Annotated in this window: 22 protein-coding genes; 11 read left to right on the top strand and 11 right to left on the bottom strand. The window is 35.6% G+C overall.

What is annotated here, in order from left to right:
• Nucleotides 1-20 precede the first annotated feature (20 nt).
• Both REB14_RS22510 and REB14_RS22505 read left to right on the top strand, forming a co-directional pair.
• The gene (locus REB14_RS22510; RefSeq protein WP_309523351.1) at nucleotides 21-359 is read left to right on the top strand and encodes a DUF6122 family protein; all 339 of its coding nucleotides are present in this window, start codon (nucleotides 21-23) and stop codon (nucleotides 357-359) included.
• 66 nt (nucleotides 360-425) lie between these two features.
• Nucleotides 426-1,496 (top strand): calcium:cation antiporter, encoded by a 1,071-nt coding sequence (locus tag REB14_RS22505; protein ID WP_034691860.1) that lies wholly within the window; start codon nucleotides 426-428, stop codon nucleotides 1,494-1,496.
• A 65-nt stretch (nucleotides 1,497-1,561) separates the two neighbouring features.
• Here REB14_RS22505 and REB14_RS22500 read toward each other — a convergent pair whose 3' ends face one another.
• On the bottom strand, nucleotides 1,562-1,942 hold the full coding sequence (locus REB14_RS22500) for a group III truncated hemoglobin (RefSeq protein ID WP_309523350.1): 381 nt from the start codon (nucleotides 1,940-1,942) through the stop codon (nucleotides 1,562-1,564).
• Between the two features lie 201 nt (nucleotides 1,943-2,143).
• Here REB14_RS22500 and REB14_RS22495 point away from each other — a divergent pair, with 201 nt between their 5' ends.
• The 5 genes from REB14_RS22495 to REB14_RS22475 all read left to right on the top strand — a co-directional run bounded on the left by REB14_RS22495 (nucleotide 2,144) and on the right by REB14_RS22475 (nucleotide 9,054).
• On the top strand, nucleotides 2,144-3,136 hold the full coding sequence (locus REB14_RS22495) for a hypothetical protein (RefSeq protein ID WP_079243808.1): 993 nt from the start codon (nucleotides 2,144-2,146) through the stop codon (nucleotides 3,134-3,136).
• Nucleotides 3,137-3,587: 451 nt separating this feature from the next.
• Nucleotides 3,588-6,707 carry a M60 family metallopeptidase gene (locus REB14_RS22490; RefSeq protein ID WP_309523349.1) on the top strand — a complete coding sequence of 1,040 codons (3,120 nt, stop codon included), beginning with the start codon at nucleotides 3,588-3,590 and terminating at the stop codon, nucleotides 6,705-6,707.
• 347 nt (nucleotides 6,708-7,054) lie between these two features.
• A complete protein-coding gene (locus tag REB14_RS22485; RefSeq protein WP_309523348.1) occupies nucleotides 7,055-8,026 on the top strand; it encodes an ion channel in 972 nt (323 codons plus the stop codon).
• Nucleotides 8,027-8,515 carry a YkgJ family cysteine cluster protein gene (locus tag REB14_RS22480; RefSeq protein ID WP_309523347.1) on the top strand — a complete coding sequence of 163 codons (489 nt, stop codon included), beginning with the start codon at nucleotides 8,027-8,029 and terminating at the stop codon, nucleotides 8,513-8,515.
• Nucleotides 8,516-8,751: 236 nt separating this feature from the next.
• Nucleotides 8,752-9,054, top strand: a complete 303-nt coding sequence (locus REB14_RS22475; protein ID WP_034691849.1) for a hypothetical protein — start codon at nucleotides 8,752-8,754, stop codon at nucleotides 9,052-9,054.
• 44 nt (nucleotides 9,055-9,098) lie between these two features.
• Here REB14_RS22475 and REB14_RS22470 read toward each other — a convergent pair whose 3' ends face one another.
• The 4 genes from REB14_RS22470 to REB14_RS22455 all read right to left on the bottom strand — a co-directional run bounded on the left by REB14_RS22470 (nucleotide 9,099) and on the right by REB14_RS22455 (nucleotide 13,057).
• Entirely contained in the window at nucleotides 9,099-9,467 is a 369-nt protein-coding gene (locus REB14_RS22470) for an iron chaperone (RefSeq protein ID WP_079244037.1), read from the bottom strand.
• A gap of 130 nt (nucleotides 9,468-9,597) precedes the next feature.
• Nucleotides 9,598-10,956, bottom strand: a complete 1,359-nt coding sequence (gdhA, locus tag REB14_RS22465) for an NADP-specific glutamate dehydrogenase (protein ID WP_079243812.1) — start codon at nucleotides 10,954-10,956, stop codon at nucleotides 9,598-9,600.
• Nucleotides 10,957-11,146: 190 nt separating this feature from the next.
• A complete protein-coding gene (gene dprA, locus REB14_RS22460; RefSeq protein ID WP_309523346.1) occupies nucleotides 11,147-12,256 on the bottom strand; it encodes a DNA-processing protein DprA in 1,110 nt (369 codons plus the stop codon).
• A gap of 33 nt (nucleotides 12,257-12,289) precedes the next feature.
• Nucleotides 12,290-13,057, bottom strand: a complete 768-nt coding sequence (locus REB14_RS22455; RefSeq protein ID WP_309523345.1) for a rhomboid family intramembrane serine protease — start codon at nucleotides 13,055-13,057, stop codon at nucleotides 12,290-12,292.
• 251 nt (nucleotides 13,058-13,308) lie between these two features.
• On the opposite strand from REB14_RS22455, the gene REB14_RS22450 reads away from it, so the two are divergent.
• Nucleotides 13,309-14,235 carry a DUF3078 domain-containing protein gene (locus REB14_RS22450; RefSeq protein ID WP_079240010.1) on the top strand — a complete coding sequence of 309 codons (927 nt, stop codon included), beginning with the start codon at nucleotides 13,309-13,311 and terminating at the stop codon, nucleotides 14,233-14,235.
• 227 nt (nucleotides 14,236-14,462) lie between these two features.
• A complete protein-coding gene (locus REB14_RS22445; RefSeq protein ID WP_079240011.1) occupies nucleotides 14,463-15,386 on the top strand; it encodes a DUF3078 domain-containing protein in 924 nt (307 codons plus the stop codon).
• Nucleotides 15,387-15,462: 76 nt separating this feature from the next.
• Here the strand turns inward: REB14_RS22445 and sufD are convergent, their stop codons facing one another.
• From sufD to REB14_RS22425, 4 genes are all read right to left on the bottom strand, one after another.
• Nucleotides 15,463-16,770: a Fe-S cluster assembly protein SufD gene (gene sufD / locus REB14_RS22440; protein ID WP_079243818.1), complete on the bottom strand. Its 1,308-nt coding sequence runs from the start codon at nucleotides 16,768-16,770 to the stop codon at nucleotides 15,463-15,465.
• 164 nt (nucleotides 16,771-16,934) lie between these two features.
• Nucleotides 16,935-17,678: a Fe-S cluster assembly ATPase SufC gene (gene sufC / locus REB14_RS22435; protein ID WP_034691829.1), complete on the bottom strand. Its 744-nt coding sequence runs from the start codon at nucleotides 17,676-17,678 to the stop codon at nucleotides 16,935-16,937.
• Between the two features lie 244 nt (nucleotides 17,679-17,922).
• A complete protein-coding gene (sufB, locus tag REB14_RS22430) occupies nucleotides 17,923-19,371 on the bottom strand; it encodes a Fe-S cluster assembly protein SufB (RefSeq protein ID WP_034691827.1) in 1,449 nt (482 codons plus the stop codon).
• An 83-nt stretch (nucleotides 19,372-19,454) separates the two neighbouring features.
• Nucleotides 19,455-19,784 carry a HesB/IscA family protein gene (locus REB14_RS22425; RefSeq protein WP_027372006.1) on the bottom strand — a complete coding sequence of 110 codons (330 nt, stop codon included), beginning with the start codon at nucleotides 19,782-19,784 and terminating at the stop codon, nucleotides 19,455-19,457.
• Between the two features lie 212 nt (nucleotides 19,785-19,996).
• Between REB14_RS22425 and REB14_RS22420 the strand changes: the two genes are divergently transcribed.
• The gene (locus REB14_RS22420) at nucleotides 19,997-20,935 is read left to right on the top strand and encodes a GLPGLI family protein (protein ID WP_309523344.1); all 939 of its coding nucleotides are present in this window, start codon (nucleotides 19,997-19,999) and stop codon (nucleotides 20,933-20,935) included.
• A gap of 12 nt (nucleotides 20,936-20,947) precedes the next feature.
• Nucleotides 20,948-21,805, top strand: coding sequence for a GLPGLI family protein (locus REB14_RS22415; RefSeq protein ID WP_309523343.1), 858 nt, complete (start codon nucleotides 20,948-20,950; stop codon nucleotides 21,803-21,805).
• Between the two features lie 66 nt (nucleotides 21,806-21,871).
• Here the strand turns inward: REB14_RS22415 and ypfJ are convergent, their stop codons facing one another.
• Both ypfJ and REB14_RS22405 read right to left on the bottom strand, forming a co-directional pair.
• Nucleotides 21,872-22,735 (bottom strand): KPN_02809 family neutral zinc metallopeptidase, encoded by an 864-nt coding sequence (ypfJ, locus tag REB14_RS22410; RefSeq protein ID WP_079240014.1) that lies wholly within the window; start codon nucleotides 22,733-22,735, stop codon nucleotides 21,872-21,874.
• Nucleotides 22,736-22,800: 65 nt separating this feature from the next.
• Nucleotides 22,801-24,879, bottom strand: coding sequence for an alkaline phosphatase family protein (locus REB14_RS22405; RefSeq protein WP_079240015.1), 2,079 nt, complete (start codon nucleotides 24,877-24,879; stop codon nucleotides 22,801-22,803).
• Nucleotides 24,880-24,971: the final 92 nt, after the last annotated feature.

Here is a 24,971-nt window from a genome sequence, read left to right as displayed (position 1 = left end):
ACAGAATAAAATTTTCATTAATGGCTCCATCAGACATTGCATTGCTCAAAACTTTTACTCATTATTTTTTACATCTCGTTTTTCCGGTCTTTATTGCATTGGTTTTTTATCGTAAAAATTGGAAAAAGGCATATTTTATTCTTCTTGCTACCATGCTGGTAGATCTGGACCATCTTTTTGCCAATCCTATTTTTGATCCGACAAGAGGAAGCATAGGTTTTCATTTTTTACATTCTTATTATGCCATTGCGGTGTATTTTTTGCTGCTGTTCTTTAAAGGAAATATAAGGATTATAGGAATTGGGCTTCTGTTTCATATGTTTACAGATTATCAGGACTTTAACTTCTGGCCTCATTAAAATATCATTAATATTTTCTTTTAATATTGAAATTATTATAGATTTTTTGTATTTTGTAGTCAAGATATGAGACTAAAAGAACTTTTACATTATACCTATATTTTTCCTATTCTGGCGGTAGGATACTACTTTTCCGGATTGATGGGAAGTGGTGTTCTTTATGATATCCTTGCCGGTATTTTATTAATCGGAAGCGTTTTGTCAGCAGTGCATCATGCTGAAGTTGTAGCTCATAAAGTAGGGGAGCCTTTTGGAACCATTATTCTGGCACTTTGTATCACCATTATTGAAGTGGCACTTATCATCTCGCTGATGGTTGCCGGCGGAGATCAGGCGATCACGCTGGCCAGAGATACCGTTTTTGCTGCCGTAATGCTTATTCTTAACGGAATTTTGGGAATATGTATTTTGGTAGGTGGCGTTAAATATCATGAACAGTTCTTTGCAAGAACTTCAGCAACTACTTATCTGGTGAGTATTGTTTCCATTCTGGTACTTACCCTAGTTCTTCCCAATTTTACTTCAAGTGTCAACGGACCATTCTACAACGAAGCTCAGCTTATTTTTATATCCATTGCATGTCTTGCCATTTATGGGGTTTTCCTGATGGTGCAGACTGTGCGCCACAGAAGTTATTTTATTGTTCCTGATGAGCATCCTGAAGAGCATTATATTCCTTCATTACCTAAAACACTTATCAGCTTTGTCTTTTTGGTGATTTGCCTTGTTATTGTTGTACTTATGGCCAAAGGATTGTCTGATACAATAGAAGGAATGGTGCAAAGTCTTGGAGCTCCAAAATCTCTGGTTGGTGTAATTATTGCTGCTGTAGTTCTTCTTCCTGAAGGCGTAGCAGCGATCCGTGCAGCAAGAGCCAATCAAATTCAGTCCAGTTTGAATCTGGCATTGGGTTCAGCTCTGGCAAGTATCGGTCTCACTATTCCTGCGGTTTCAGCGGTATGCATTATGTATGATATCCCACTTGTATTAGGATTGGATAAAAAAGACATTATCCTGCTTTCTTTATCCGTATTTATTGTGATGCTATCTTTAAGTCGTGGAAAAACAAATATCCTGTACGGGACTGTTCTGTTGGTGAATTTGGCAGCCTATATCTTTACGGTAATCGTTCCTTAAAAAAGCAATTATTATTTGATCAATTCTGGAATTTTTTAACTCGTATCCCCACTCCCCACATTGCATTATAATCTTCTCGCCAACTCCATTTTGAAAGCCATCAGTTTGGCTATATTCTCGGATTTATAGATTGCCATATCGGCATTTTCTCCTACGAAATTTTCCTCAATAGTAGTACGCCAAAGCAGCAGCCATCTGTCAAAGTGTTTCTGCTCCATAGCCTGTATCTCATTAATCGGGAAGTGGACACCCATTGGATTTCCTTTATAGCTCATCTGCCCAAAAAGAATAGATTCCCAGAAAGAATACATTTTAGGAAGATGTTTGTCCCAATCTACTTTAGCAATATCATTAAAAAAGAATCCAATGGTTTCATCTTTAACAACTTTGTTGTAAAATGAATTGACAAGGTGTTCAATATCTTCTCTTGATTCAAGCTTTTTCATAGTTCAAAGTTAGTACAATTCGTATTAAAAATTCCAGTCGCGAAATTGATAAATTTCATGTAAACAGTATTTTAGAGTACAACGTATTATAAAATAATGGAAAATTGGGAAAGATTAAAATTTGATTAATTCGCAAAAAAACACCTCAAAGGAATTCATTTTTTGTAAATTTAATTATTAAACACTAAAAAAATTATTAAAATGATCAAAAAAATCAATTCTATTTGTATTCTCTTACTGATGTTTTCAGTATCATGTTCAAGGGATGAAGTGAGTGCTATGAATGATGATTCAGAAAAAGTAAATTATTCTGAAGTAAAGAAATCACAGTTTACTGAGACAGAGATGCTTCAGCAAGGCTGGAAAATCGTAAATGACTTTCAATTGCCATGTAATAATAGTTTTAGGACCAATTACAGTTCATCTAATGAAGAGCGCGAAATCCCTTTCAAATCCAATCATCTGAAGGATATGGGATATGATATTAGTTATTCCGGTGAAAGGACGAGATTGAAAAATGTTTTTGCTTATTCTGGTCAGGTTCCGGACGGAATTATATTTAATCCTGACCTTTCTGTAGACGGAGATGTACGGAACACGGCTCCTAATCCTGATGTTTCCATTGTTTTAGGAACTCCTGAGGTATCCATAAAAACTGACGGAGTAGATTTACCGGATAATGCTTATACTACAGAAGCCATTAATAATGGGGACAGAGAAAGTGAAATTACAGTAACCTATTCTTATAAAAAAGGATATTCTACTTCCTGGAAGCGGACTGTTTCAGGTTCATTTGAAGTGGCAGCATCAGTATCCGTTGATATTCCGTTAGTGGCAAAAGCTTCTGCAAGTACAAAAGTAGTTGTGGGAGGAGATACAACGGAAGGTACAGAAAATTCTGAAGAAATTACTGAGACCAGCAGCTACAAAACCATTGTTCCTGCTCATTCTAAAAAATCAATTTCTGTCCTGACGAAGTTAAAAGGATCATCTGTTGAATACTTTGTACCTATGAAATTAAAGGGAAGATTGCAGGCCAATTTTCCTTCTCCGGTAGATGGACATTATTATTGGGCTTTTCCTATTGAAAGCTTCCCTAATTTTCTTTCTAATATACATGGAGAATCAGGAGTAGTAAAATCTGTCAGCAATGTAAGTGTTACTGTACTGGAATCACCGGCACAAAAGATATAGAATTACTCTTATCAAAAAAGGAAAAGTAGAGTGTTACTTTTATTTTTTGTCATTTTAGCGGCTTAATGTATAGCGGATTCGGGACAGAATAATTCAACTGGTGGTGTATAATTAAAAACAGGTAGGTATAAATTTTTGCAATTATTTTAATTCTTAATTTTAGAAATAAAACTTTTAGTATGATGTATAAGTATTTGGTAAAGCTATAATAGAAAAATGATCTGGCAGCTAATATTTGCCCTCAAGATGATTTTCACCGAGAGTTTTTTGATGAAATTTTTTATAGAAATAGAATAGGATAGGCTATAGAAAGATCTAATGCATGACGCGACAGCTTTCGTTCTTTACTCAATCATTTTGACACAGCAATATCACGTTGGAAATCTTTCTATTACATGGCTTTTATGGTAATTAGCTTTGAATAAATTTTATTAATCAAAATTACAACAAGATGAAAAAAAATTCTTTTACTCTTTTATTTCTATTCTTTTTACAGATAGTTTTTGCTCAGCAATATAAAATGCCAGTAGTTTATGCAAGTTCATTACAACCAGCAGAACCTGGACAGGAAGCAGGAATGTGTAATGATAATAATGTAAATACACTTTATCATTCCCGGTATAATTTGAGTACAGCACTGCCGGATCAGTTAAATTTCAAATTTTCCAGTCGGGTAAAAAGTGTAAAAAGGTTGGTATACAAACCCAGAACAACAGGCCCTAATGGAATATGGACCAGTGTGAAGATTTCCTATTCTACGCAATCCAATCCTTCTGTTTTTATAACAGCAACCGGAGTTATTTCCTGGGCATCTGATAATATGGCAAAAACAATAGATTTGCCAACAGCAATTGTTCATCCAGATGTTATTAGGATTGATGTTCTAAGTGCTCAAAATAATTTTTCAAGTTGTGCAGAGATGGAGTTTTATTCTGAAGAACAGATGGATCCTATACAAACAGAATGTACACTTCCAACCAATGAGTTTTCAGCGTATGCGGATATCCCTGTGTTGCCGCAAGTGGCAGGGTCTTCGGCTTCAAGTTTCCAATCGGGAGAAAATATAGAGAAATCCTTTGATGGTGACGTCAATACGCTTTATCATTGTAGCTGGAGTGCAACAGCAGCCACTTTTCCTATTTCTCTGATTTATAAGTTTGATGGGCTGACATCTATGAATTATTTAAGGTACACCCCAAGACAAGATGGCGGGCCAAATGGCCTTTTCGGAAATATAAAAATAAGTTATAATACCATTTCTAATCCTGCTTATGTTGATATTGCTACTCAAAATTTTGGACAAACGAGTACCATTAAAACTGTAGTTTTTCCTTCTGCAATTACTCCTTTAAATATAAAAATTGAGGTTCTGGATGGCAAAAACGATTTTGCCAGCTGTGCTGAAATGGAGTTTTTTCAGGCCAGTCCTAATAGTTTTAATCCTTCAGCTTATTCAAATATTTTTAATGATACTATTTTCAGTACTTTAAAACCAACTGTAACCCAACAGGATATTGATGCAATTTCCTCACCTTTCATTAAAGGGTTAGCGCAGTGCTTATTTAATAATACCTACAATAGAAAATACAGAGTTCAGACTTTTAGCGCATATAAAACAATTGAATCAATAAACAATCAGTACAAAATAGCAAATTACAACGGCTATGAAAACCCAACAGGAATTACGTTTCAGAAAAATACAACAGCCATTATTTTTGCAAAAGATATTACAACTACAAACAAAGTTTATTTAAAAGTAAGAGATTTTGCTACTGAAGGTTCTTCTCCTGAAAAATCTTATGAATTGAAAAATGGGCTGAACATTATTAATATTATAAATGCCGGACTCGGGTACATTTCATATTATACGGATGATGTAAATGCATTGCCCATATCGGCAAATATCACAGCAGGGATTGTAAATGGCATATATAAAAAAGGTACAACGTCTGCAGAATGGATTGAAATGCTAACTAATGATGTATATCCAAAAATTGATATAGAAGGGTATTATACGAAACTGCTAATTGATAAGTCTGTCGTAAGCAATTTCCATTTCACTACAGCTCAGCCTTTAATCGATAAATACGATGCAATTGTTAAATCTGAGAGAGAAATGATGGGCTTTTTTAAATTCAATAAAAATCTTAAAAACAGACAGCTTGTTTATACAGAATCTTTAGGAGGATGGTATGCAGGAGGCTTAGGAGCTCATCTAGATCTTACTTGGGGACTTTCAAACTCTACTTCAGCAACCGGACTGGATTTTTGGGGTGTAGCTCATGAATTAGGCCATATCAATCAGGTAAGACCCGGCTTAAAATGGGTTGGAACAACAGAAATCACAAATAATATATATTCACTATGGGCATATTACAATTTGTATTCACCAACAGGAGCCAACAGATTTACTAGATTAGAAGGTGAAATTGCTGATAAAACGGCCTTTCCTAAAGTGGTAGGAAACAGATTTGGAGAAATTATTATTCAAACCCAAATTAACGGGAAGAGTATTATGGATCAGTTCAGAACAGATTATGTGAATCCTGCTGACGCAAATTTCAGAAGCCTTATTCCGTTTTGGCAATTAGAATTATATTATCAATTGGCGGGTGCCTCAGAAAGTGCTTCCACGCTTGCATTTGATTCAGATATGTCGGATGAAGAGACACCTACGGTTACACCTGCCGTTCCCGGAGTAGATTATGCACATTGGTTTGCTATAGTAGCCGAGAAAGTAAGAAATACAAACGAAACCCAGCTTACCCAAGGGCAAATGGTTATGAATTTTGTGAAAAATACCTGTGACGCTGTGCAGGAAGACCTTACAGATTTCTTTACCAATACAGGGTTTTTAAAGCCTATTAATGCCACAATTTCAGATTACTCAAACGGTCAGCTTACGATTACACAAAGTATGATTGATGATGTGAAAACCTATGTTTTAATGAAGGAATATGCAAAACCGATATCTCCTGTAATTAATTATCTTTCGGCAAATAGCGTGAATGCATATAAGAATCTTCTGCCTGTTTCAGGAATTACAGGAATTGGGGCTCAGGTTGTAAACAATGCACAAGGTCAATTTTTATTGGTAAATAATTCTAAGTGGAATAATGCGGTTGCATTTGAAACTTATGATGCAGGTAACCAGCTCATCAGTGTTTCTATTGTGGGAACGGGAGATACTACATTGGCAAATACATATGTTGATTTCCCTTCTAATGCTTTGAAAGTTTATGCAGTAGGATATAACGGACAAAAAATTCTTGTGTATCCGGCAAATACTTTAGCTGTTAAGGATAGTAAGACAAATAATAATGAATTTATTGTTTATCCGAATCCTTTAAAAAATGGACAAAAACTGGTTATTCATATTAAAAATTCAAGAGAAAATTTGAATGCAGAATTATATGATATGGCAGGAACATTATTGATTTCAGCAAAAGGTTCTTTAAGTGAAATAAATAAGGAAATTAATGATAAAATAAAAGATTTGAAAACTGGAATTTATGTTATTTCAATAAATGATGAAACCAATAAATATAACTCTAAGATTATTAAAGAATAATATTTGTAATTAATTTGCCGAAATTTGATATTATCCAATTGGACGCACATTAAAAACTATTACGTAATTGAGATTTAATTAAGATGATATAAACAGCAGGAAATTTTGAATTTCTGCTGTTTTTTTATTCATTTTGAGTAAAAATTTTATAGAAAGTCCATAGTAAAATCATCTATCATCTAATAAGTAATTTTAAAAAATGATTACTTAAAAAATTAAGCATCATAATGCGTTCTATTCTTACCTTTACCTTTTAAAATATCTGTATGCTGAAAGAAAGAGCTAATCATCAACTGGCTTATTGGTAGAGGAAAATCATAATATAACAAAGTCAAAATGATTAAAAAATGACAGGAGGATTCAGAAAAAAGATCCGTCAGAAAAATGCGGAGAACAGTGGTTTCGGAACCAATGCCTCAGGAAGGTTCATCAATAAAGATGGTCTCCCGAATGTTCAGAGAAGGGGTGTGAATGTGTTCAACAGGTTAAGCTGGTATCACACCATGCTGAATTTATCCTCATTTCGATTTATTTCTTATTTGGTTATCGCTTATATTCTCATTAATCTACTGTTTGCCATGATCTATTACCTGATTGGGGTAGAGCACCTTACAGGAATAGATAAGAGTGATCCACTCAATGAATTTATTGATGTCTTTTTCTTCAGTTCTCAGACATTCACCACGGTTGGATATGGGAGAATCGCTCCGGTAGGATTTTTGGCAAGTCTTGTAGCAACTTTTGAAGCTTTTCTGGGATTGCTTACCTTTGCCATTGCAACAGGACTTTTTTATGGAAGATTTTCAAGACCTCGTGCATACCTTAGATTTTCTGATATTGCAGTTATTGCTCCTTTTCAGGAATCTTCAGCATTGATGTTCAGGCTTGCTCCCTATAAAAATAATGCATTGACGGATGCAGACGTAATTGTTACTGTAGCCATTGAGGTTATGGAAAATGGAGTTGCCAAAAGTAATTTTTACAGACTTACCACGCAGATGAGTAAGATCAATACTTTGGCTCTCAACTGGACTGTAGTGCATAAAATTGATGAAAACTCTCCGTTTTACGGTTTTTCTGAAGAAGATTTTAAAAATACAGATATTGAGCTTATCGTACAGGTACGCGCATTTGACGAAGTCTTTTCAAATACGGTGGTTCAAAGATCGTCGTATACTACAGGAGAAATTGTATACGGAGCTAAATTTGTTCCGATGTATTATCCAAACAAAGAAAATCTTTCAACGGTACTGGATCTGGATAAAATTAACGAGTATAAAAAAGAAGAACTTCCGGAGTCCGTGAGAAACAAAGAATAAATGGATTTAGATTTTTATAAAAAACAGGCGATACAAAAGCAGAAAGAACACAAGAAATTTCTGGACGGATTAAAGAAAAAACCGCCCAAAAATCTCGATTATATAGTGCAGGAAACACATGATGAAGTTTTTGAAGAAATAGACTGTTTGCAGTGTGCCAATTGCTGCAAAACAACGGGACCTCTCTATACCGAAAAAGATATTGAAAGAATTTCCAAACATCTTCGAATGAAGTTTGCAGACTTTGAAGCAAAGTTTTTAAGAGTAGATGAAGATAATGATAAAGTATTACAGAATCTTCCCTGTTTTTTTCTGAACAACGATAATACATGTTCTATCTACGATGTAAGACCAAAAGCCTGTCGTGAATATCCTCATACAGACCGTAAAAAGATTTATCAGATCAATAATTTGATGCTGAAAAATACTGTTATCTGTCCTGCAGCATTTGAATTCGTAGAAAAAATGATGAAGAATGTGACGAAGTAAACCTAAGGCGGGGAGCTGGATGCTTGAAGCAGGAAGTCTTGATAATAGACCATTTCAGCTAATATTTTCACTGAAATAAACTTCCAGTTTCCAGCATCTCGCTTCCAGTCCAATCATCTGAACTGATTTTTGCAAATTCCTCTTAAATAATTATAAAGTACGTTAAATAAGTCTTTTACACATAATTTTATAAATGATGACTCGTTTAAGTTAAACAATCATTTAAATATTACATTATGAAAAAGTTATTTTTAACGGCAGCGTTTACATTAGTCGGAGTAATCGCAGTATCAGCACAATCAACACCACAAAAGCCGGCCGATACTTCTACTAATAACACTACGACAACTCAAACTCAACAACCGAATACACAGACTACAAGTCCTTCGGATCAGAAGAATCAACAGGAAAAATCACCTGCAACTACAATGGAAACTGCACCTGCAACGGATCCATCAGTAAGTACAACGCCTACTGATGCCACTAAACCTGCAGATGCTCCTAAAGAAGAGAAGAAAGACAAAAAGAAGAAAAAGTAAAAGCACTTTAGCAAACACTAGTCGGAATCCTGAAATCTTGTATTTCAGGATTTTTTTTGTTCGATTTCTTTTGTTTTGAACCGGAGGATCTTAGTGATCAGATCCAGTGGCAGATTTTCAGTGATTGGAAATTGAACGGCCCCTTTTGAAAATTTATATTTTCTTTCTTTAAAATCTTTTTCAAAATTACGGATACCTTCAGCTCCGGGATAGAATCCGATATGTTTTTTATATCCCGCAAAATAAATTAATGGTTTTCCTTTGTATCGAAAAGCAGGCATCTGATATCCAATATATTCTTCCAAATCCGGAATCTGTAAATGGATGGCTTTTCTGAGTTCAATCAATTTTTTCTGTACTTCTATCGGGAACAGAAGAATGTATTCATCAATATTTTTAAAGGTGTTTTGCATGATATAAAAATAAAAAAAGCACTGCATATAGCAGCGCTTTCTCCTTTCACTTTTTACTTTTTTCCCATTATCCCGGGAACAGGCTATATCAAAAAAGGTCGGGAGTTTTTCCCAACCTTTGTTTTTTTTGTTACACAACTCCTTGAGCCAACATTGCTTCTGCTACTTTTACGAAGCCGGCAATATTTGCACCTTTTACGTAGTTTACATAACCGTCTTCGTCTTTTCCGTAGTCTCTACAAGCTTTGTGGATACCGATCATGATTTCCTTTAATCTTGCATCAACTTCTTCAGAAGTCCAGTTAAGACGGATAGAGTTCTGAGTCATTTCTAATCCTGATGTAGCAACACCTCCAGCGTTGGAAGCCTTACCAGGAGAGAATAATACTTTATTGTCTAAGAAATAGTTGATGGCATCTAGTGTAGAAGGCATATTAGCCGCTTCAGTTACACAAACACATCCGTTTTCAACTAATTTTCTTGCATCATCTAAATCTAGTTCGTTTTGAGTTGCAGAAGGGAAAGCAACATCACACTTCACATCCCAAGGACGTTTTCCAGCATGGAACTCAGCTGAAGGATATTTTTTAGCATAGTCTTCAGCTCTGTTATTTCCTGAAGATCTAAGCTCCAATAAATAATCGATCTTTTCTCCGCTGATACCGTCTTTATCATAGATGTATCCGTCTGGTCCAGAGATTGTTACTACTTTAGCTCCTAGTTCAGTTGCTTTTTTGATAACTCCCCAAGCTACGTTTCCGAAACCTGATACTGTTACGATTTTATCCTGGAAATTCTGTCCGATCGTTTTAAGCATCTGCTCTGCGAAGTATACTACACCGTATCCTGTAGCTTCAGGACGGATTAATGAACCTCCATAAGCAAGACCTTTTCCTGTAAGAACTCCGGTAAACTCATTTCTGATTTTCTTGTACTGACCGAATAAATATCCGATTTCTCTTGCTCCAACACCGATATCTCCTGCAGGTACGTCTGTTTCAGGGCCGATGTGCTTACATAATTCGGTCATGAAAGCCTGGCAGAAACGCATTACTTCCATATCAGATTTTCCTTGTGGATCGAAATCTGAACCTCCTTTACCACCTCCCATTGGAAGAGTTGTCAAAGAGTTTTTGAATACTTGTTCGAACGCTAAGAATTTAAGAACAGATAAGTTTACAGTAGGGTGGAAACGGATTCCTCCTTTGTATGGTCCAATAGCAGAGTTCATTTGAATTCTGAAACCTCTGTTAACCTGAATTTCTCCTTTGTCATCAACCCATGGAACTCTGAAAATAATAATTCTTTCAGCTTCAGCCATTCTTTCAAGCAGCTTCATTCCGGTATATTCTTTTTTAGTAGCAATGAATGGAATTACGGTTACGGCAACTTCTTTTACAGCCTGTAAAAATTCCGGTTCGTTAGGATTTTTTGCTTCAATTTTTGCAATAAACTCTTGGATTTTCTGGTCAATATTATATTGTTCCATATATTAAGGTTGAATATTATTGTCAACAAATTTAATTTTTTTTTCAAGATTCACAATACTATATTTTAACATTGTTAAAAATTAAATAATAATGTTCCGTAATATTATTAAATTGATAATTTATGTTCAAATTTTATTAAAAATGAAATGTTATATGTGAAATAATGCAATATTAAGAAATCGTTAAATCTTAAATTGCGATGAATTGCCTCCCGGAAAATGATTTTACTTTCCCTAAAAGTTCCAATTCTAAAATTATTGGTAAGATTTTATGGGTAGGGAGATCAATTCTCAGTGAGAGATCGTCTAAACAAATTTGAGGATAAGATTGAATAGATTGATATATTAATTTCTGATTGTCAGATAATTGTGGTTTTGTCTCGCTATAAGGAAATAACTCTTCTATTTTTTCTTTAGGATCATTTAATCCAAGGAGTCCAATAAGATCTTTTATGGTAGAAATAGCGGTTGCTTTATTATGGAAAATCAGCTGATTACATCCCTGGCTATTGCTTTCCGTAATTTTTCCAGGCAGAGCAAAAACATCACGGTTATAATCATTAGCAAATGTTGCTGTGCTCACAGAACCTCCTCCAAAACCTGTTTCCACTACAATAGTTGCCGGAGATATTCCTGCCACGATTCTGTTTCTTTGGATGAAGTTTTCCCGATCTGGCTTTCTGGAAGAGCTGAACTCCGTTATTAATGCACCTCCTTCCTGTAAAATTTTCTCAGAAAGTTTTCTGTTTGTTGCCGGATATAAATATTGAAAACCATGTGCAAGAACTGCTACAGTGGGTTTTTGATGACAAATAGACTGTTCGTGAACTTCTTTGTCGATGCCTAAAGCAAGACCGCTTACAGATGTATATTTTGAAGATTGTGTTGCTTTGAAGAAGTCTTCAATAAACTGTTTTCCATAAGTTGTCATATTTCGAGTTCCTACAATACTTACCTTGGGCAGTGCATTCTCAATATTCCCTTTTTGATAAAGAATAGCCGGAGCATCATTACATTCATTAAGTAGAGAAGGGATTTCTTTGAGATGTTTTAACCTGATTTGAATATTATTTTTTTCGCAAAAATTTAATTCTTCTTCTGCGAATTTCAAATGAGACTTATTTCCAATATCCGAGACTGTTCTTTGTCCTATTCCTTCCAGTCTTTTATATTCTTTTTTTGCTCTTTTCCAGGCTTCCTGAGCGCTTCCAAAAGTACGGACAAGTTTATGAAAATGAATATCACCAATCTGGCTGCATTCGTGGAGGGCGATGGCATAAAAGTATTCTTCGGAGGTCATGTGTGTTTTTTTTCAAATGTAATGAAATAAGTTTTATCTTTTTCTCAATTCATCCAAATGATCCCATATATCATCTTTTTTCTTGTAAGGAAGTTCCATAAAGTCTTCAGGATGATTTTCTTTGTATTCCTGCCACAATTTATCATCCTTTTCGCTGTAATAATTCGGAAACTCCCAGATGAACTTTTTCTTCTTTTCGCCGACATTTTTAAAAGCAAATGCAATAATACTGCCTACTACAGCTCCGGAAAGATGGGCCTGCCATGAAATTTTACTCGGTTCCTGCATATTGTAAAACAATTCTTCGGGAAGCATCCCCCAAATCAAACTGCCATAATAAAGCACAACAAGCATTGAAATAGTGAGAAGTTTCGTATTCCATTTAAATACCCCGCTTAAGAATAGGAAAAAAGCGAGTACATAAACTACACCACTGGCTCCGATGGTACAAGTGTACATATATTCACCTGTAAGAATATCAATGGGAGGAAGAAGCCATACCAAAAGTCCCGTTGCCAGCCAGCCGATGATAAAGACTTTGTTGGCAACCAATGGATAAAACTGATACAGCAAAAACATAAGTGCTGCTATGGGAATAGAATTTCCTATAATATGATCAATATTTCCATGTAAAAGGGGAGAAGTAACCACGCCAAGCAATCCCTCAGGTAAGAGAGGAATAATGGCTCCAAAACAGCTTTGAAAAAAGCCCTGCATTTGTAAAAAATACCCGAACCACATCGCTGAAAGCATCAGTAATGGGTATATAACCGCTCTTTTGGAAATTACATTTTTGAACATGTGGATTTTACGTCAAATCAAAAGCCAATAATAAATTTCGGAAAATTTGTCGATGAATTCGTTCCTACCGATCTGATTTTAAGACAAAAGGTATTAAATTTAACTTTTGAACTTATTATTTTGGCATTGATTTTATAGAAATATCTTGTTATGAGGAGATTAAACTTTATTGAAATTCGATTCTTTTACAGCTGAATTTACCTTTAAAAAAAATTATATTAATATTTTTGCATTGAAAATTATTTAGAGTAATGAAGAAGTTTTTATTGATTCTTTCCTGTTTTATAGGAATATATGCTAGTGCACAAGAAGAATTGAAAAAAGATTCCGTAGTAGTAGACACTGTTAAATACTGGTCGGTTTTAGGAAAAAATACATTAATGATTAACCAGGCTGCCTTTTCAAACTGGGTTGGAGGTGGAGCCAACAACGTCGGATGGCTAGCCGGTACCAATTATAACCTCACCTATGAAAAAGACAAAGATCTCTGGGAAAATATCATTGTTCTTGGGTATGGTCAGAATGATACAAAAGGACTTGGAATCAGAAAGACACAGGATGTTATCAATGTTTCTACCAATTATGGGAGAAAATTTTCGAAAAGCTGGTACTTCTCTTTAGGAGCTGGTTTGCAATCACAGTTTGCGGCAGGATATGAAGATGGAAATAACCCTGAAGCCAAAAAAATCTCAAACTTTATGGCTCCTGGCTATGTAAACGTCGGGATGGGTATCACGTACAGGCCCAATGATGATCTTACGGTAACTTTGCGTCCTACCAACGCCAGATGGACGTTTGTATTGGATAAAGACCTTCAGACAGCAGGGAGCTATGGTTTAAAAAATGATGGAGATACTTCTTTATTACAATTCGGTTTTCTGGGTACAGCCATGTATAAACTAAAAATAATGGAAGATATTTATTTAACCAATACAGCTTCTGTCTTTTCAAATTATCTTGATCATCCGGAAAGGCTGGTTCTTGCCTATGGAGCTCTATTAAACCTGAAGGTAAATAAATATATTTCATCCAATGTAACAGTAGATTTACTCTACGATCATAATCAGATAGAAAAAACACAGCTGAAGCAGACTCTTGGAATCGGATTTGCGTATACACTGGAAAATGGGGTAAAACGTTCTGATCGTAAAGATAGCCAGTGGTGGATCAAAAAATAGTTTAGAAAACTTATTTTATAATTAAAAACACTTCAAAAATGAGGTGTTTTTTCTTTTTAAAATACTGTAGTTTTAAGTTGATTTAAGTTTGATAGTTAATGGTTTTGGTTGTAAATCTCTTGTTTTCAGTTGTTTGTAATATTGTTTTCGATTATGTTAAATTCATTTTAAAGTGAATTTTATGATGGCGTAAATTATTATTTATACATTTGTAATAAATCAACATTATGAAAAAACTTTTATTGATCAGTTCTATCTCTTTTGGGGTTGTAGCGTTCGCTCAGGAGGCTAAGACAGAAACTCCGGCATCAGACACCGTTAAAGCATGGTCTATTCAGGGACAAAATACATTAATGCTTAATCAGGCTGCCTTTTCAAACTGGGTAGGAGGTGGAGCCAACAATGTTGGGTGGCTTGCTGGTGTTAATTACAACCTGACGTATGAAAAAGGGAAAGATCTTTGGGAAAATATTATTATTCTGGGTTACGGACAAAATAACACGCAGGGAACTGGAGTAAGAAAGACTCAGGATGTTATTAACCTGTCTACAAACTATGGTAGAGAATTTGCCAAGCATTGGTATTTGTCTGCAGGCGCAGGGCTTCAGACTCAGTTTGCTCCGGGTTATGAAGATGGAAATAATCCTGATGCTAAAAAGATTTCTAATTTTATGGCTCCCGGATATCTGAGTGTAGGAGCTGGGGTTACTTATCGTCCTAATGACAATCTTACCGTGACTTTACGCCCGGCAAATGCAAGATGGACTTTTGTTTTAGACGAAGATCTTCAGAAAGCGGGAACTTATGGTCTTAAAAATGATGGAGATTCTTCTCTTTTCCAATTCGGTTTCCTGGGAACAGCAATGTATAAGCTGAAGATTATGGAGAACATTACCTTGCTGAATACGGCTTCTGTATTTTCAAATTATCTTGATCATCCGGAAAGACTGGTTCTTGGATACAGCGGAGTTTTAAGCATGAAAATCAATAAATATATTTCTACCAATGTTACCCTGGATCTTTTGTATGATCATAATCAGATATGGAAGACCCAGTTGAAGCAGACTTTAGGCGTAGGATTGGCTTATAATTTTGATAATGGTAAGAAACGTTCGGATAATAAAGATAACCAAGGTTGGTTAAAGAAATAAAACAGAAAGATAATCTGTAATAAAAATAAAAAAGCACTTCGAAAAGAAGTGCTTTTTGTATCAATATATATAAGTCTTAGAATTCTATATCAACTCCTAATTTTTCAGCTAATAGCTTGGAAATTTTATCTTTTAGAGGTTCTATATCAATGTTTTGCATTGCATCATTAGCGAAAGCATATAAAAGTAATGCCTGAGCTTCTTTTTTAGAAATTCCTCTTGCTCTCAGGTAGAATAAAGCATCTTCATTCAATTGACCTACTGTACAACCGTGAGAACATTTTACATCGTCTGCAAAGATTTCTAACTGAGGTTTGGTATCAATACTTGCCCCTTCGCTTAGCAATACGTTGTTATTCTGCTGATAAGCATTTGTTTTCTGAGCAATTTTGTCCACAAAAACTTTTCCGTTGAAAACTCCGTGAGCATTCCCATCAAAGATTCCTTTGTAGTTCTGGTAACTTTCACAGTTCGGGAAGTTATGGTGAACCGCCGTATGGTGATCTACCAACTGATCTTTCCCGATAATGGTGATTCCGTTCATGAATGAATTGATATTAGATCCATTATGAATAAAATCAAGGTTGTTTCTTACCAGTTTACCTCCGAAAGAGAATGTGTTTACCGTTGTTAAACTGTCTTTCTCCTGTCTTGCAAAAGTATTGTCGATAAGATAGGTTGTGTTGTTATCGTTCTGAAGTTTGTGCCAGTCAGCCTTTGCATTAGGGTATGTAAAGATCTCCGTTACAGAGTTTGTTAATACGTAAGTGCTGTCAAAATTGTGATGGCTTTCAATGACCTCTACTTTAGCTCCTTCTTCTACGATCAAAAGGTTTCTTGTATTGTAAAACGTGTTTTCCTCCTGATTCTGAGAAATATAAAAAACGTGGATTGGCTTTTCAATCACTACATTTTTAGGAACTTTAAGGAAGAAACCATATTTGCAGTAAGCAAGGTTCAGGTTCGTAAAAGCCTGTTCTTTGGAAGCAATCGTATTGAAATACTTTTCAAAAACCTCTTTATGCTTCTCATCATTCAATGCATAATTAAATGAAAGGAATTCTACATTCTCAATAGAAACCTTAGATAGCTCTTTGTGAAGCTTACCGTTTACAAAAACAATCCAATCAAAGTTTTCTTCTCCAAGGTGCAGTTCATCAAACTGCTCTTTAGTGATATTGTGGCTCTCTTTCGGGAAGAAGTTGTAGCTTTTTTCCGTGATTTCCTTTAGATTGGTATATTTATATTCTTCGTCTTTTTTTGTCGGAAAACCAAGGTTTGCAAATCTTTGAAGAGCAGCTTTTCTGCTGTCGTCCAGAAACCTGTGACGAAGACTCTCCAAAAATTCATTATGGTTCTCTATAATTTGTTCTTTTAATGCCATTACTGGTATATCTGTGGTTTGCACCATTTTTTCTTTTTTTATTAACTAAAATATTGTTATTCCGAGGAATAGGAAACCCAATTTTTAATAGTAGAGACTCTTTTTTGCTACATTGTATGAATGAGTGTGAAAAAAGGTTATCTCTGAAATAATATATATTCTTCTTAGTTAAGAAGCCAGTCGTAACCTTTTTCTTCAAGTTCTAATGCTAAAGACTTGTCACCTGTTTTGATGATTTTTCCATCTGCTAAAACGTGAACGAAATCAGGCTGAATATAGTTTAGCAATCTCTGATAGTGCGTAATCAAAAGAACTGCATTCCCTTCATTTTTAAAATGATTTACTCCATCTGCCACGATTCTTAAAGCATCGATATCCAATCCTGAATCTGTTTCATCAAGAATAGCCAGCTTAGGATTAAGCATCATCATCTGGAAAATTTCATTTCTTTTCTTCTCACCTCCGGAGAATCCCTCGTTCAATGATCTTGAAAGGAAATCTTTTTTAATTCCTAATTTTTCAGATTTCTCGCGGATTAATGCAAGCATTTCTTTTGCCGGCATTTCTTCCAGTCCGTTTGCTTTTCTCGTCTCGTTCAAAGCAGCTTTGATAAAGTTCGTTACAGAAACTCCCGGAATTTCCACTGGATACTGGAAAGAAAGGAAAATCCCTTTGTGAGCTCTATCTTCAGGAGCTTCTTCACTGATGTCTTGTCCTTCGAAAAGAATTTCTCCACCAGTCACTTCGTAATCTTCTTTTCCTGCGATTACAGAAGAAAGGGTAGATTTACCAGCTCCGTTGGGTCCCATGATCGCGTGAACTTCGCCCGGCTTTATTTCAAGATTAATACCTTTTAATATTTCTGCGCCATCTTCAATTTTGGCGTGAAGGTCTTTAATTTGTAACATTCTTGCTAACTTTTGCTTTTTATAATTGTATGAGCTTCTTTCCTTTAGGTACACATCGTCTTTGTATTAGGATATCTCCTCAATAGACGGACAGAAGCTTTTTATATTTTATGTTTATAATAATCTTCAACGAAGATTATAACTTATATTTCCGTTTATAACGGTTGATCATCAGATAAAAACTCTGAAAACCTTGCCTTTAAAATCAGTTTGTTTTTATCTGAAGGGTTCTTTTTTGATCATATTATCCTACTGAACCTTCTAATGAAATCTCAAGTAATTTCTGAGCTTCAATAGCAAATTCCATTGGAAGCTTGTTCAAAACTTCTTTGCTGAAACCATTCACAATCAGAGCAATGGCTCTTTCTGTATCAATACCTCTCTGGTTACAGTAGAAAATCTGATCTTCCCCAATCTTTGAAGTCGTTGCCTCGTGCTCTAACTGTGCTGTAGGATCTTTGATTTCAATATAAGGGAAAGTATGAGCTCCACATTCATTACCCATCAATAAAGAGTCACATTGTGAGAAGTTTCTTGCTCCTTTTGCTGAAGGCATTACTTTCACCTGTCCTCTGTATGAGTTTTGTGATTTCCCGGCAGAAATACCTTTTGAAATAATCGTTGATTTGGTATTCTTTCCGATGTGGATCATTTTTGTTCCTGTATCTGCATACTGGTGGTTGTTAGTAACTGCAATAGAGTAGAATTCTCCGATAGAATTGTCTCCTTTAAGGATACAAGACGGATATTTCCATGTTACTGCAGAACCTGTTTCTACCTGTGTCCATGAGATTTTTGCATTTCTTTCGCAAAGTCCTCTTTTCGTTACAAAGTTGAATACACCTCCTTTTCCTTCTTCGTTACCAGGATACCAGTTCTGTACCGTTGAATATTTGATCTCGGCATTGTCTAAAGCAATAAGCTCTACAACTGCTGCGTGAAGCTGGTTTTCATCTCTTGATGGAGCTGTACACCCTTCAAGATAAGAAACATAACTTCCTTCATCAGCTACAAGAAGCGTTCTTTCAAACTGTCCTGTTCCTGCCTGGTTGATACGGAAATAAGTAGAAAGTTCCATAGGGCATTTTACCCCTTTAGGAATATAACAGAAACTTCCGTCAGAAAATACTGCGGAATTCAATGCTGCATAAAAGTTATCTCCTCTTGGAACTACTTTTCCAAGATATTTTCTTACTAAATCAGGGTGGTTTTTAATAGCCTCAGAGATGGAACAGAAAATAATTCCTTTCTCTGCCAATGTATCCTGGAAAGTGGTTTTCACAGAAACTGAGTCCATTACAATATCTACGGCAACTCCGGAAAGTCTTTTTTGCTCTTCGATATTAATCCCTAGCTTTGCGAATGTCTTCAACAACTCAGGATCTACTTCGTCAAGACTTGCCAGTTCTGGCTTTACTTTAGGAGCAGCGTAATAACGGATTGCCTGAAAATCTGGTTTTTCATATTTGATATTGGCCCATTCAGGCTCTACCATTTTCTGCCAGATTTTGAAAGATTCCAATCGCCATTCAGTCATCCATTCCGGTTCTTCTTTTTTAGCAGAGATGGCACGGATGATGTCCTCATTTAAACCAATCGGGAAATCTTCATAATCAATCTTCGTTTCCCAACCGAATTCATATTTTTTATTTTCTAGATCGACTCTTAAATCGTCTTCTGTATATTTACTCATTACTTTTTTTTAGATTTCAGATTTTAGATTTCAGAATCCAGAGTAGCTCTGAGGTCTGAAATCTAGGATCTAATGTCTTTTCTCTAAAGACTAAATGATTCCCCACACCCACATGTTCTGGATGCATTCGGGTTGTTGAAAACAAACCCTTTTCCGTTCAATCCTCCTGAATACTCAAGAGTTGTTCCTGCTAAATAAAGGATGGATTTTTTATCTATAATAATTTTAATGTTATTATCTTCAAAAATCTGATCTGTGTCTGTTTTTTGGTTATCAAACTTTAAAACATACTCTAAACCAGAGCATCCGCCGCTTTTCACCCCTACTCTTATATAATCTTCAGCAGGGTTAAAACCATCTTCTGTCATTAACTGGATGGCTTTCTCCTTTGCATAGTCTGATACTTTTATCATTGTATTTATTTAGAATGATTTAATGATGCAAAAATACGAACTAATTTCCGCAATCTCAAATCGAAGATATCTATTTTAATGATTCTGTTATTAATAGCAATTTCTGAGAGGATAAATTATGTTAAAAAATAATAAATTTAGCCTTTCAATGTGAAGATTTCATTAAGGATTTAACCTTGAATCTTATTTTCGATCTATAAAGAAAATTGGTCATGAAACAAAAAATAATAGTTTTTTTTGTATTGTTTTTCACCATTGTATCCTATGGACAGACCACCAGATTTGTTTATGAAACCTTGGTAAATCCGGATTCAATCAATCTGGTAAGTATGAAAAGTGAGAGAACTTTTCTGGATGTTAAAGGAGATCGTTCCTTATTCATCAGTGAAAATAAATTGAAAAGAGACTCTCTTTTTGCAGAACTAAGATCAGAAATAAAGGAAAACAAGAAAGAGGAAAAAGATTTTTCAAAAATGGAAGGAAAAAAACATTTTGAACCTACATTTTTTGAATATTTCATTACTAAGACCATTCCGGATCAGAAAGTGTATTATTATGAGAAGGCTTCCGGAAAACAAATTTATTATCAGGAAGACAGACCTGTAAAATGGGAAATCACTAATATGATTGAGAAACAGAATGGATATTCTGCCCAAAAAGCAGTTGCCGAGTTTGGAGGAAGAGTCTGGACAGCTTGGTTTACTAAAGAAATTCCACTGTCTGACGGTCCTTACAAGTTTTCAGGATTGCCAGGACTGATTGTAAAACTGGAGGATGACAAAGGAGATTATAAATTTGATCTTGTGAAAAAGCTTACGCTTAAAAATGCTTTTGAAGAACAGATAAATGCTGATGCTAAGCAAAGTACAAGAATTAATTTCCATGGTGATAAAGCAGCATTTGAACTGGAGTTTGGTAAAAACAAAAAAGCGATGGCCGGGAATAATGGTGATGGAAATATGAACTTCGGAGGTGGAAAACATGGCGGCGGAATGAACGGTGGTGGAATGAGAGGAGGCGGCAACGGAAGTGGTGGAATGCACAGAGGCGGAATGGGTGGAGTCAATCAGGGAATACCCATGTCACAAGGCTCATCTGTAGAAATACCTTCTTTTACCAATATAGCACAGAATCCAATTGAATTAAAATAAATAAAAATATAAATGAAAAAATTAGGTATTATCGCATTGGCACTCTTCATACAGAATGTTTCTGCACAGACAAACAGGTTTGTGTATCAGGTGACTATGAAGCCTGATGCTGAAAATAAAACAGATATCAAAACTGAAAATGCTTATCTGGATATTTCTCCGGAAAAATCAGTGTTTTATTCTGAAAACAGAATCAAAAGAGACTCCATTATGCAAAAAGCATTTCAAGGTGGGGGCGGAAGAGGAAGTATCAACAGAGATCAGATGGAAGGATTGAGAACCAATATCAACTATTCCATTGAAAAAGATAAAACAAATCAAAAGACCTATTTCAAAGACAGAATTGGTCGTGATATCTATTCCTATGAAGAAGACAGACCTCTGAACTGGAAAATTGGATCAGAAACCAGAAAAATTGGCGATTACAAAGTTCAGAAAGCTGAAACCGAGTTTGGAGGAAGAAAATGGACTGCATGGTTTACGACAGATCTTCCTTATCAGGACGGACCTTATAAGTTCGGAGGGCTTCCTGGACTGATTGTAAAAGTGGAAGATGATAAAGGAGATTATTCTTTTGATTTAATGAAAAACTATAAAATTGCTGAGTTTCCAACATTGAACCAGTTTGGAAATACTTTAAAAGTAAAAAGAACAGATTATTTAAAGCAGCAGCAAAAGTTTAAAACTGATCCAATGTCATTCATGAGTCAGGGTGCAGGAGGGATCAGTGCTCCGATGAGAGTAGGCGGAGGTGGGAGAGGTCCCGGAGGTGGTGGTGGAAACCAGAATCCTTCCGATATGAGAAAGAGAATGGAAGAAAGGGTAAAAGAAGAAGCCAAGAAAAATTCCAATCCAATCGAATTGCAATAAATAAAAAATGCGGTCTTAAGCTAAGACCGCATTTTATTTTATATCATCACAATAATTGTGATAAAACTATTTTAATAGTTGGTTGAAAGTATCACCTTGTCTGATATCACCAGTGTTGTAACCTTTCATAAACCATTCTTTACGTTGTGCAGATGATCCATGGGTAAAGCTTTCCTGATTCACATATCCCTGTGCTCTTTTCTGAATATTATCATCTCCAACGGCTTCTGCAGCATCTATGGCAGATTCTATATCTCCGGGTTCAAGAATATGTTTGCTGTCATTGGTTCTTTTTGCCCAGACTCCGGCATAGAAATCAGCCTGTAACTCTGTAGCAACGGATACTCTGTTCATCTGTTCTTCGGAATATCTTCCGCTTCTTCTTAGCGCATCCACTTTCTGAGTAGTTCCCAAGAGAGTCTGTACATGATGTCCTACTTCGTGGGCAAGAACATAAGCTACCGTAAATTCTGTTACTTTAGCTCCGAATTTTTGCTGAAGCTCACCAAAAAAACTCATGTCCATATAAACTTTCTGATCGGCCGGGCAATAGAAAGGTCCCATGGCAGATTGCGCTGTACCACATGCTGAAGAAGTTGTATTTTCAAAAAGAACCACTTCAGGAGCACTGTAAGTCATTCCATTTTCCTTAAAAATCTGATCCCAGGTAAGAATATTCCATTTGGCCATCATATCAACCATTTCTCCAATTTGTTTTTCTTCGGCAGTCAGTTCTCTTTGTTCTCCTGTATTGCCTGAAGGCTGTATTCCTCCGGAATTCAAAATACCGGACGGATCACCTCCCAAAAAGAATACGATGGCTGCTATAATTAAGGTTCCGAGTCCGCCTCCTACAATCATACCTCCACTTCCGCCTCCTGAACCACGGCGGTCATCAACGTTTCCGCCTCTGTCGTCTGTCCATTTCATATCAATAAATTTATGGGTTAATTTAAATATTTTACACCAGATTATAAGCGAAAATATCTAGATATTTATCTGTTGAGTTGTTTTGTTTTGAGCCAGTAAGACGTAGACTGATAAGCTGATACAGCATCATCTACCAGTTTCTGATCTGGATCTTTTAATAATTTTTCGTCGTAATACAGCTTGAATTCCGGTTTCAGGTCACTTTTTTCCAGTTCTAAGGAGTATTGTTTTACTTTTTTTACTGGCGAAATAATAGTTAAACGCTCTCCTTTGATAAATCCTAGATCCTGATAGGTTGCCACATATGCTTTAGGTTGGAATTCCTGTCTGAAGACATCCTGGCCCAAAAATTTAGACTGATAGTTGAAATTTAATAATCCCATAAGTGTAGGCATAACATCTATCTGAGACATCAATGCATTGAATTTCTGCGGCTGAATAAATCCTTCAGAGAAAATCATAGCAGGAATTCTGTATTTATCCATCGGAAGCTCTGTTTTTCCGGCACTGGATGCACAGTGGTCTGCAATGATAACAAAAACTGTGTTTTTATACCAGTCTTGTTTCTTAGCCATATCGAAGAACAATTTAAGCGAGTAATCCGTATATTTTACACCGCCTTCACGGGATTTTGCTGTCCCAGGAATATCGATTCTTCCGTCAGGATATGTAAACGGTCTGTGATTGGAAACTGTCATCCAGTGATTGAAAAACGGCTTTCCTGACTTGGCTTCGGCATTCATCACCTGAATAGCCTTTCTGGCCATATCTTCATCCGCAACACCCCAAACATTGGCAAAAGTAATTTCTTCAGGTTTAAAGTTATTTCTGTCTACGATACCGTAGCCGTTTCCTCCGAAGAAGTCCTGCATATTATCGAAATAGCTATAGCCGCCGTATAAGAATTTAACATCATATCCTTTAGACTTGAAAACACTTCCGGTTGTGAATTTATTCTTATTGTCATCTCTTTTGATGATGCTTTCTCCAGCGGTAGGAGGAATACATAATGTCAAAGCTTCCAGGCCGCGAACCGTTCTGTTTCCGGTTGCATACAGATTGGTAAACATTAATGATTTATCAGCAAGGCTATCCAGAAAAGGAGTAATTTTTTGCGTATTACCATAGTGTTCCATGAAATCGGCAGAAAGACTCTCAATAGAGATCAATACTACATTTTTCTTCACTTCCGGTTGTTCAGCAGCTACAGTCCTTGATAACGTATGTTGTGGATATTGGCTTAAGAAATTCTTTTCGGCCTGCTGTTGGTTAATTTGTGAGTAAAACTGGAAATAATCCAGCTCATTATGGGTAAATGCCCAGTAGAACTTAGGAAGTCCGTTAGCTTCAATTTCGTCTGCGAAAACATTGTCAGATTTGATTTGCATCAAAGACGGTATTGCCAGTGCACTCAGCGCACATAGTACCATAAAACTGCCCAGAAGAACCATTTTTTGTTTAAAATCGGGAAGCTCAAGCAATTCATCTTTTGTTTTCTTATAAATAAACCATGTGATGGCAAGGGTCACGATCATGATGGCAGAAAATAACGGAACAACCGGATAACTTTCCATAATATTCCCAATGACCTCATTGGTATAAATAAGATAATCTACAGCAATAAAATTATAACGAACCCCAAATTCATTGTAGAAGAAGTATTCACTTACTCCGTTAAAAATAATCAGAAGAACGTATAATAGTAATGTAATGAAATATAATGTATTACGGATCTTAATTCTTTGTGTAGGAAGAAACAGCATCAATCCGAAGAAAAGAGTCTTTATTCCTACGAAAACAAGGGCAATTTCCATGATAGAACCTCCATACTGCTTGAAAATATTGTTCGGAACAAGCCAGATATAAAGGAAGAATAGAACTAATGCTCCCAAAATAAGATAGCCGTAAGGCTTTTTATATTTTGAATTGGAAAGAAAGAGGAAGTAAAGGGCGAGAATAGAGCTGGCCAATATGAAAACAAAAACGTCATTCACCAGACCTATGAGCAAAACTTTTACGACTTCGAAAAATCCAAAACTAGCGGTAGTAATAGGATGAAAAAAGAATATTGTTCTTATTATCAATGAAATAATAAGATAGAAAATTCCTAAATACAGGAAGGGTTTTATTTTTTTTAAAAACATGTAGTGTCTGTCTTTATTAATTTTCACAAAGATAGTTTTTGTAGAGAACTTTTGACAGAAAAAAAGAAAAACATCCTTTTTATTAATAAGAT

The sequence above is a fragment of the Chryseobacterium metallicongregator genome (assembly GCF_031324065.1).
Classification (GTDB): Bacteria; Bacteroidota; Bacteroidia; order Flavobacteriales; family Weeksellaceae; genus Chryseobacterium; species Chryseobacterium metallicongregator.
Note: the sequence above shows the minus strand (reverse complement) of the source record. Positions and strands in the feature narration are given on the sequence as shown.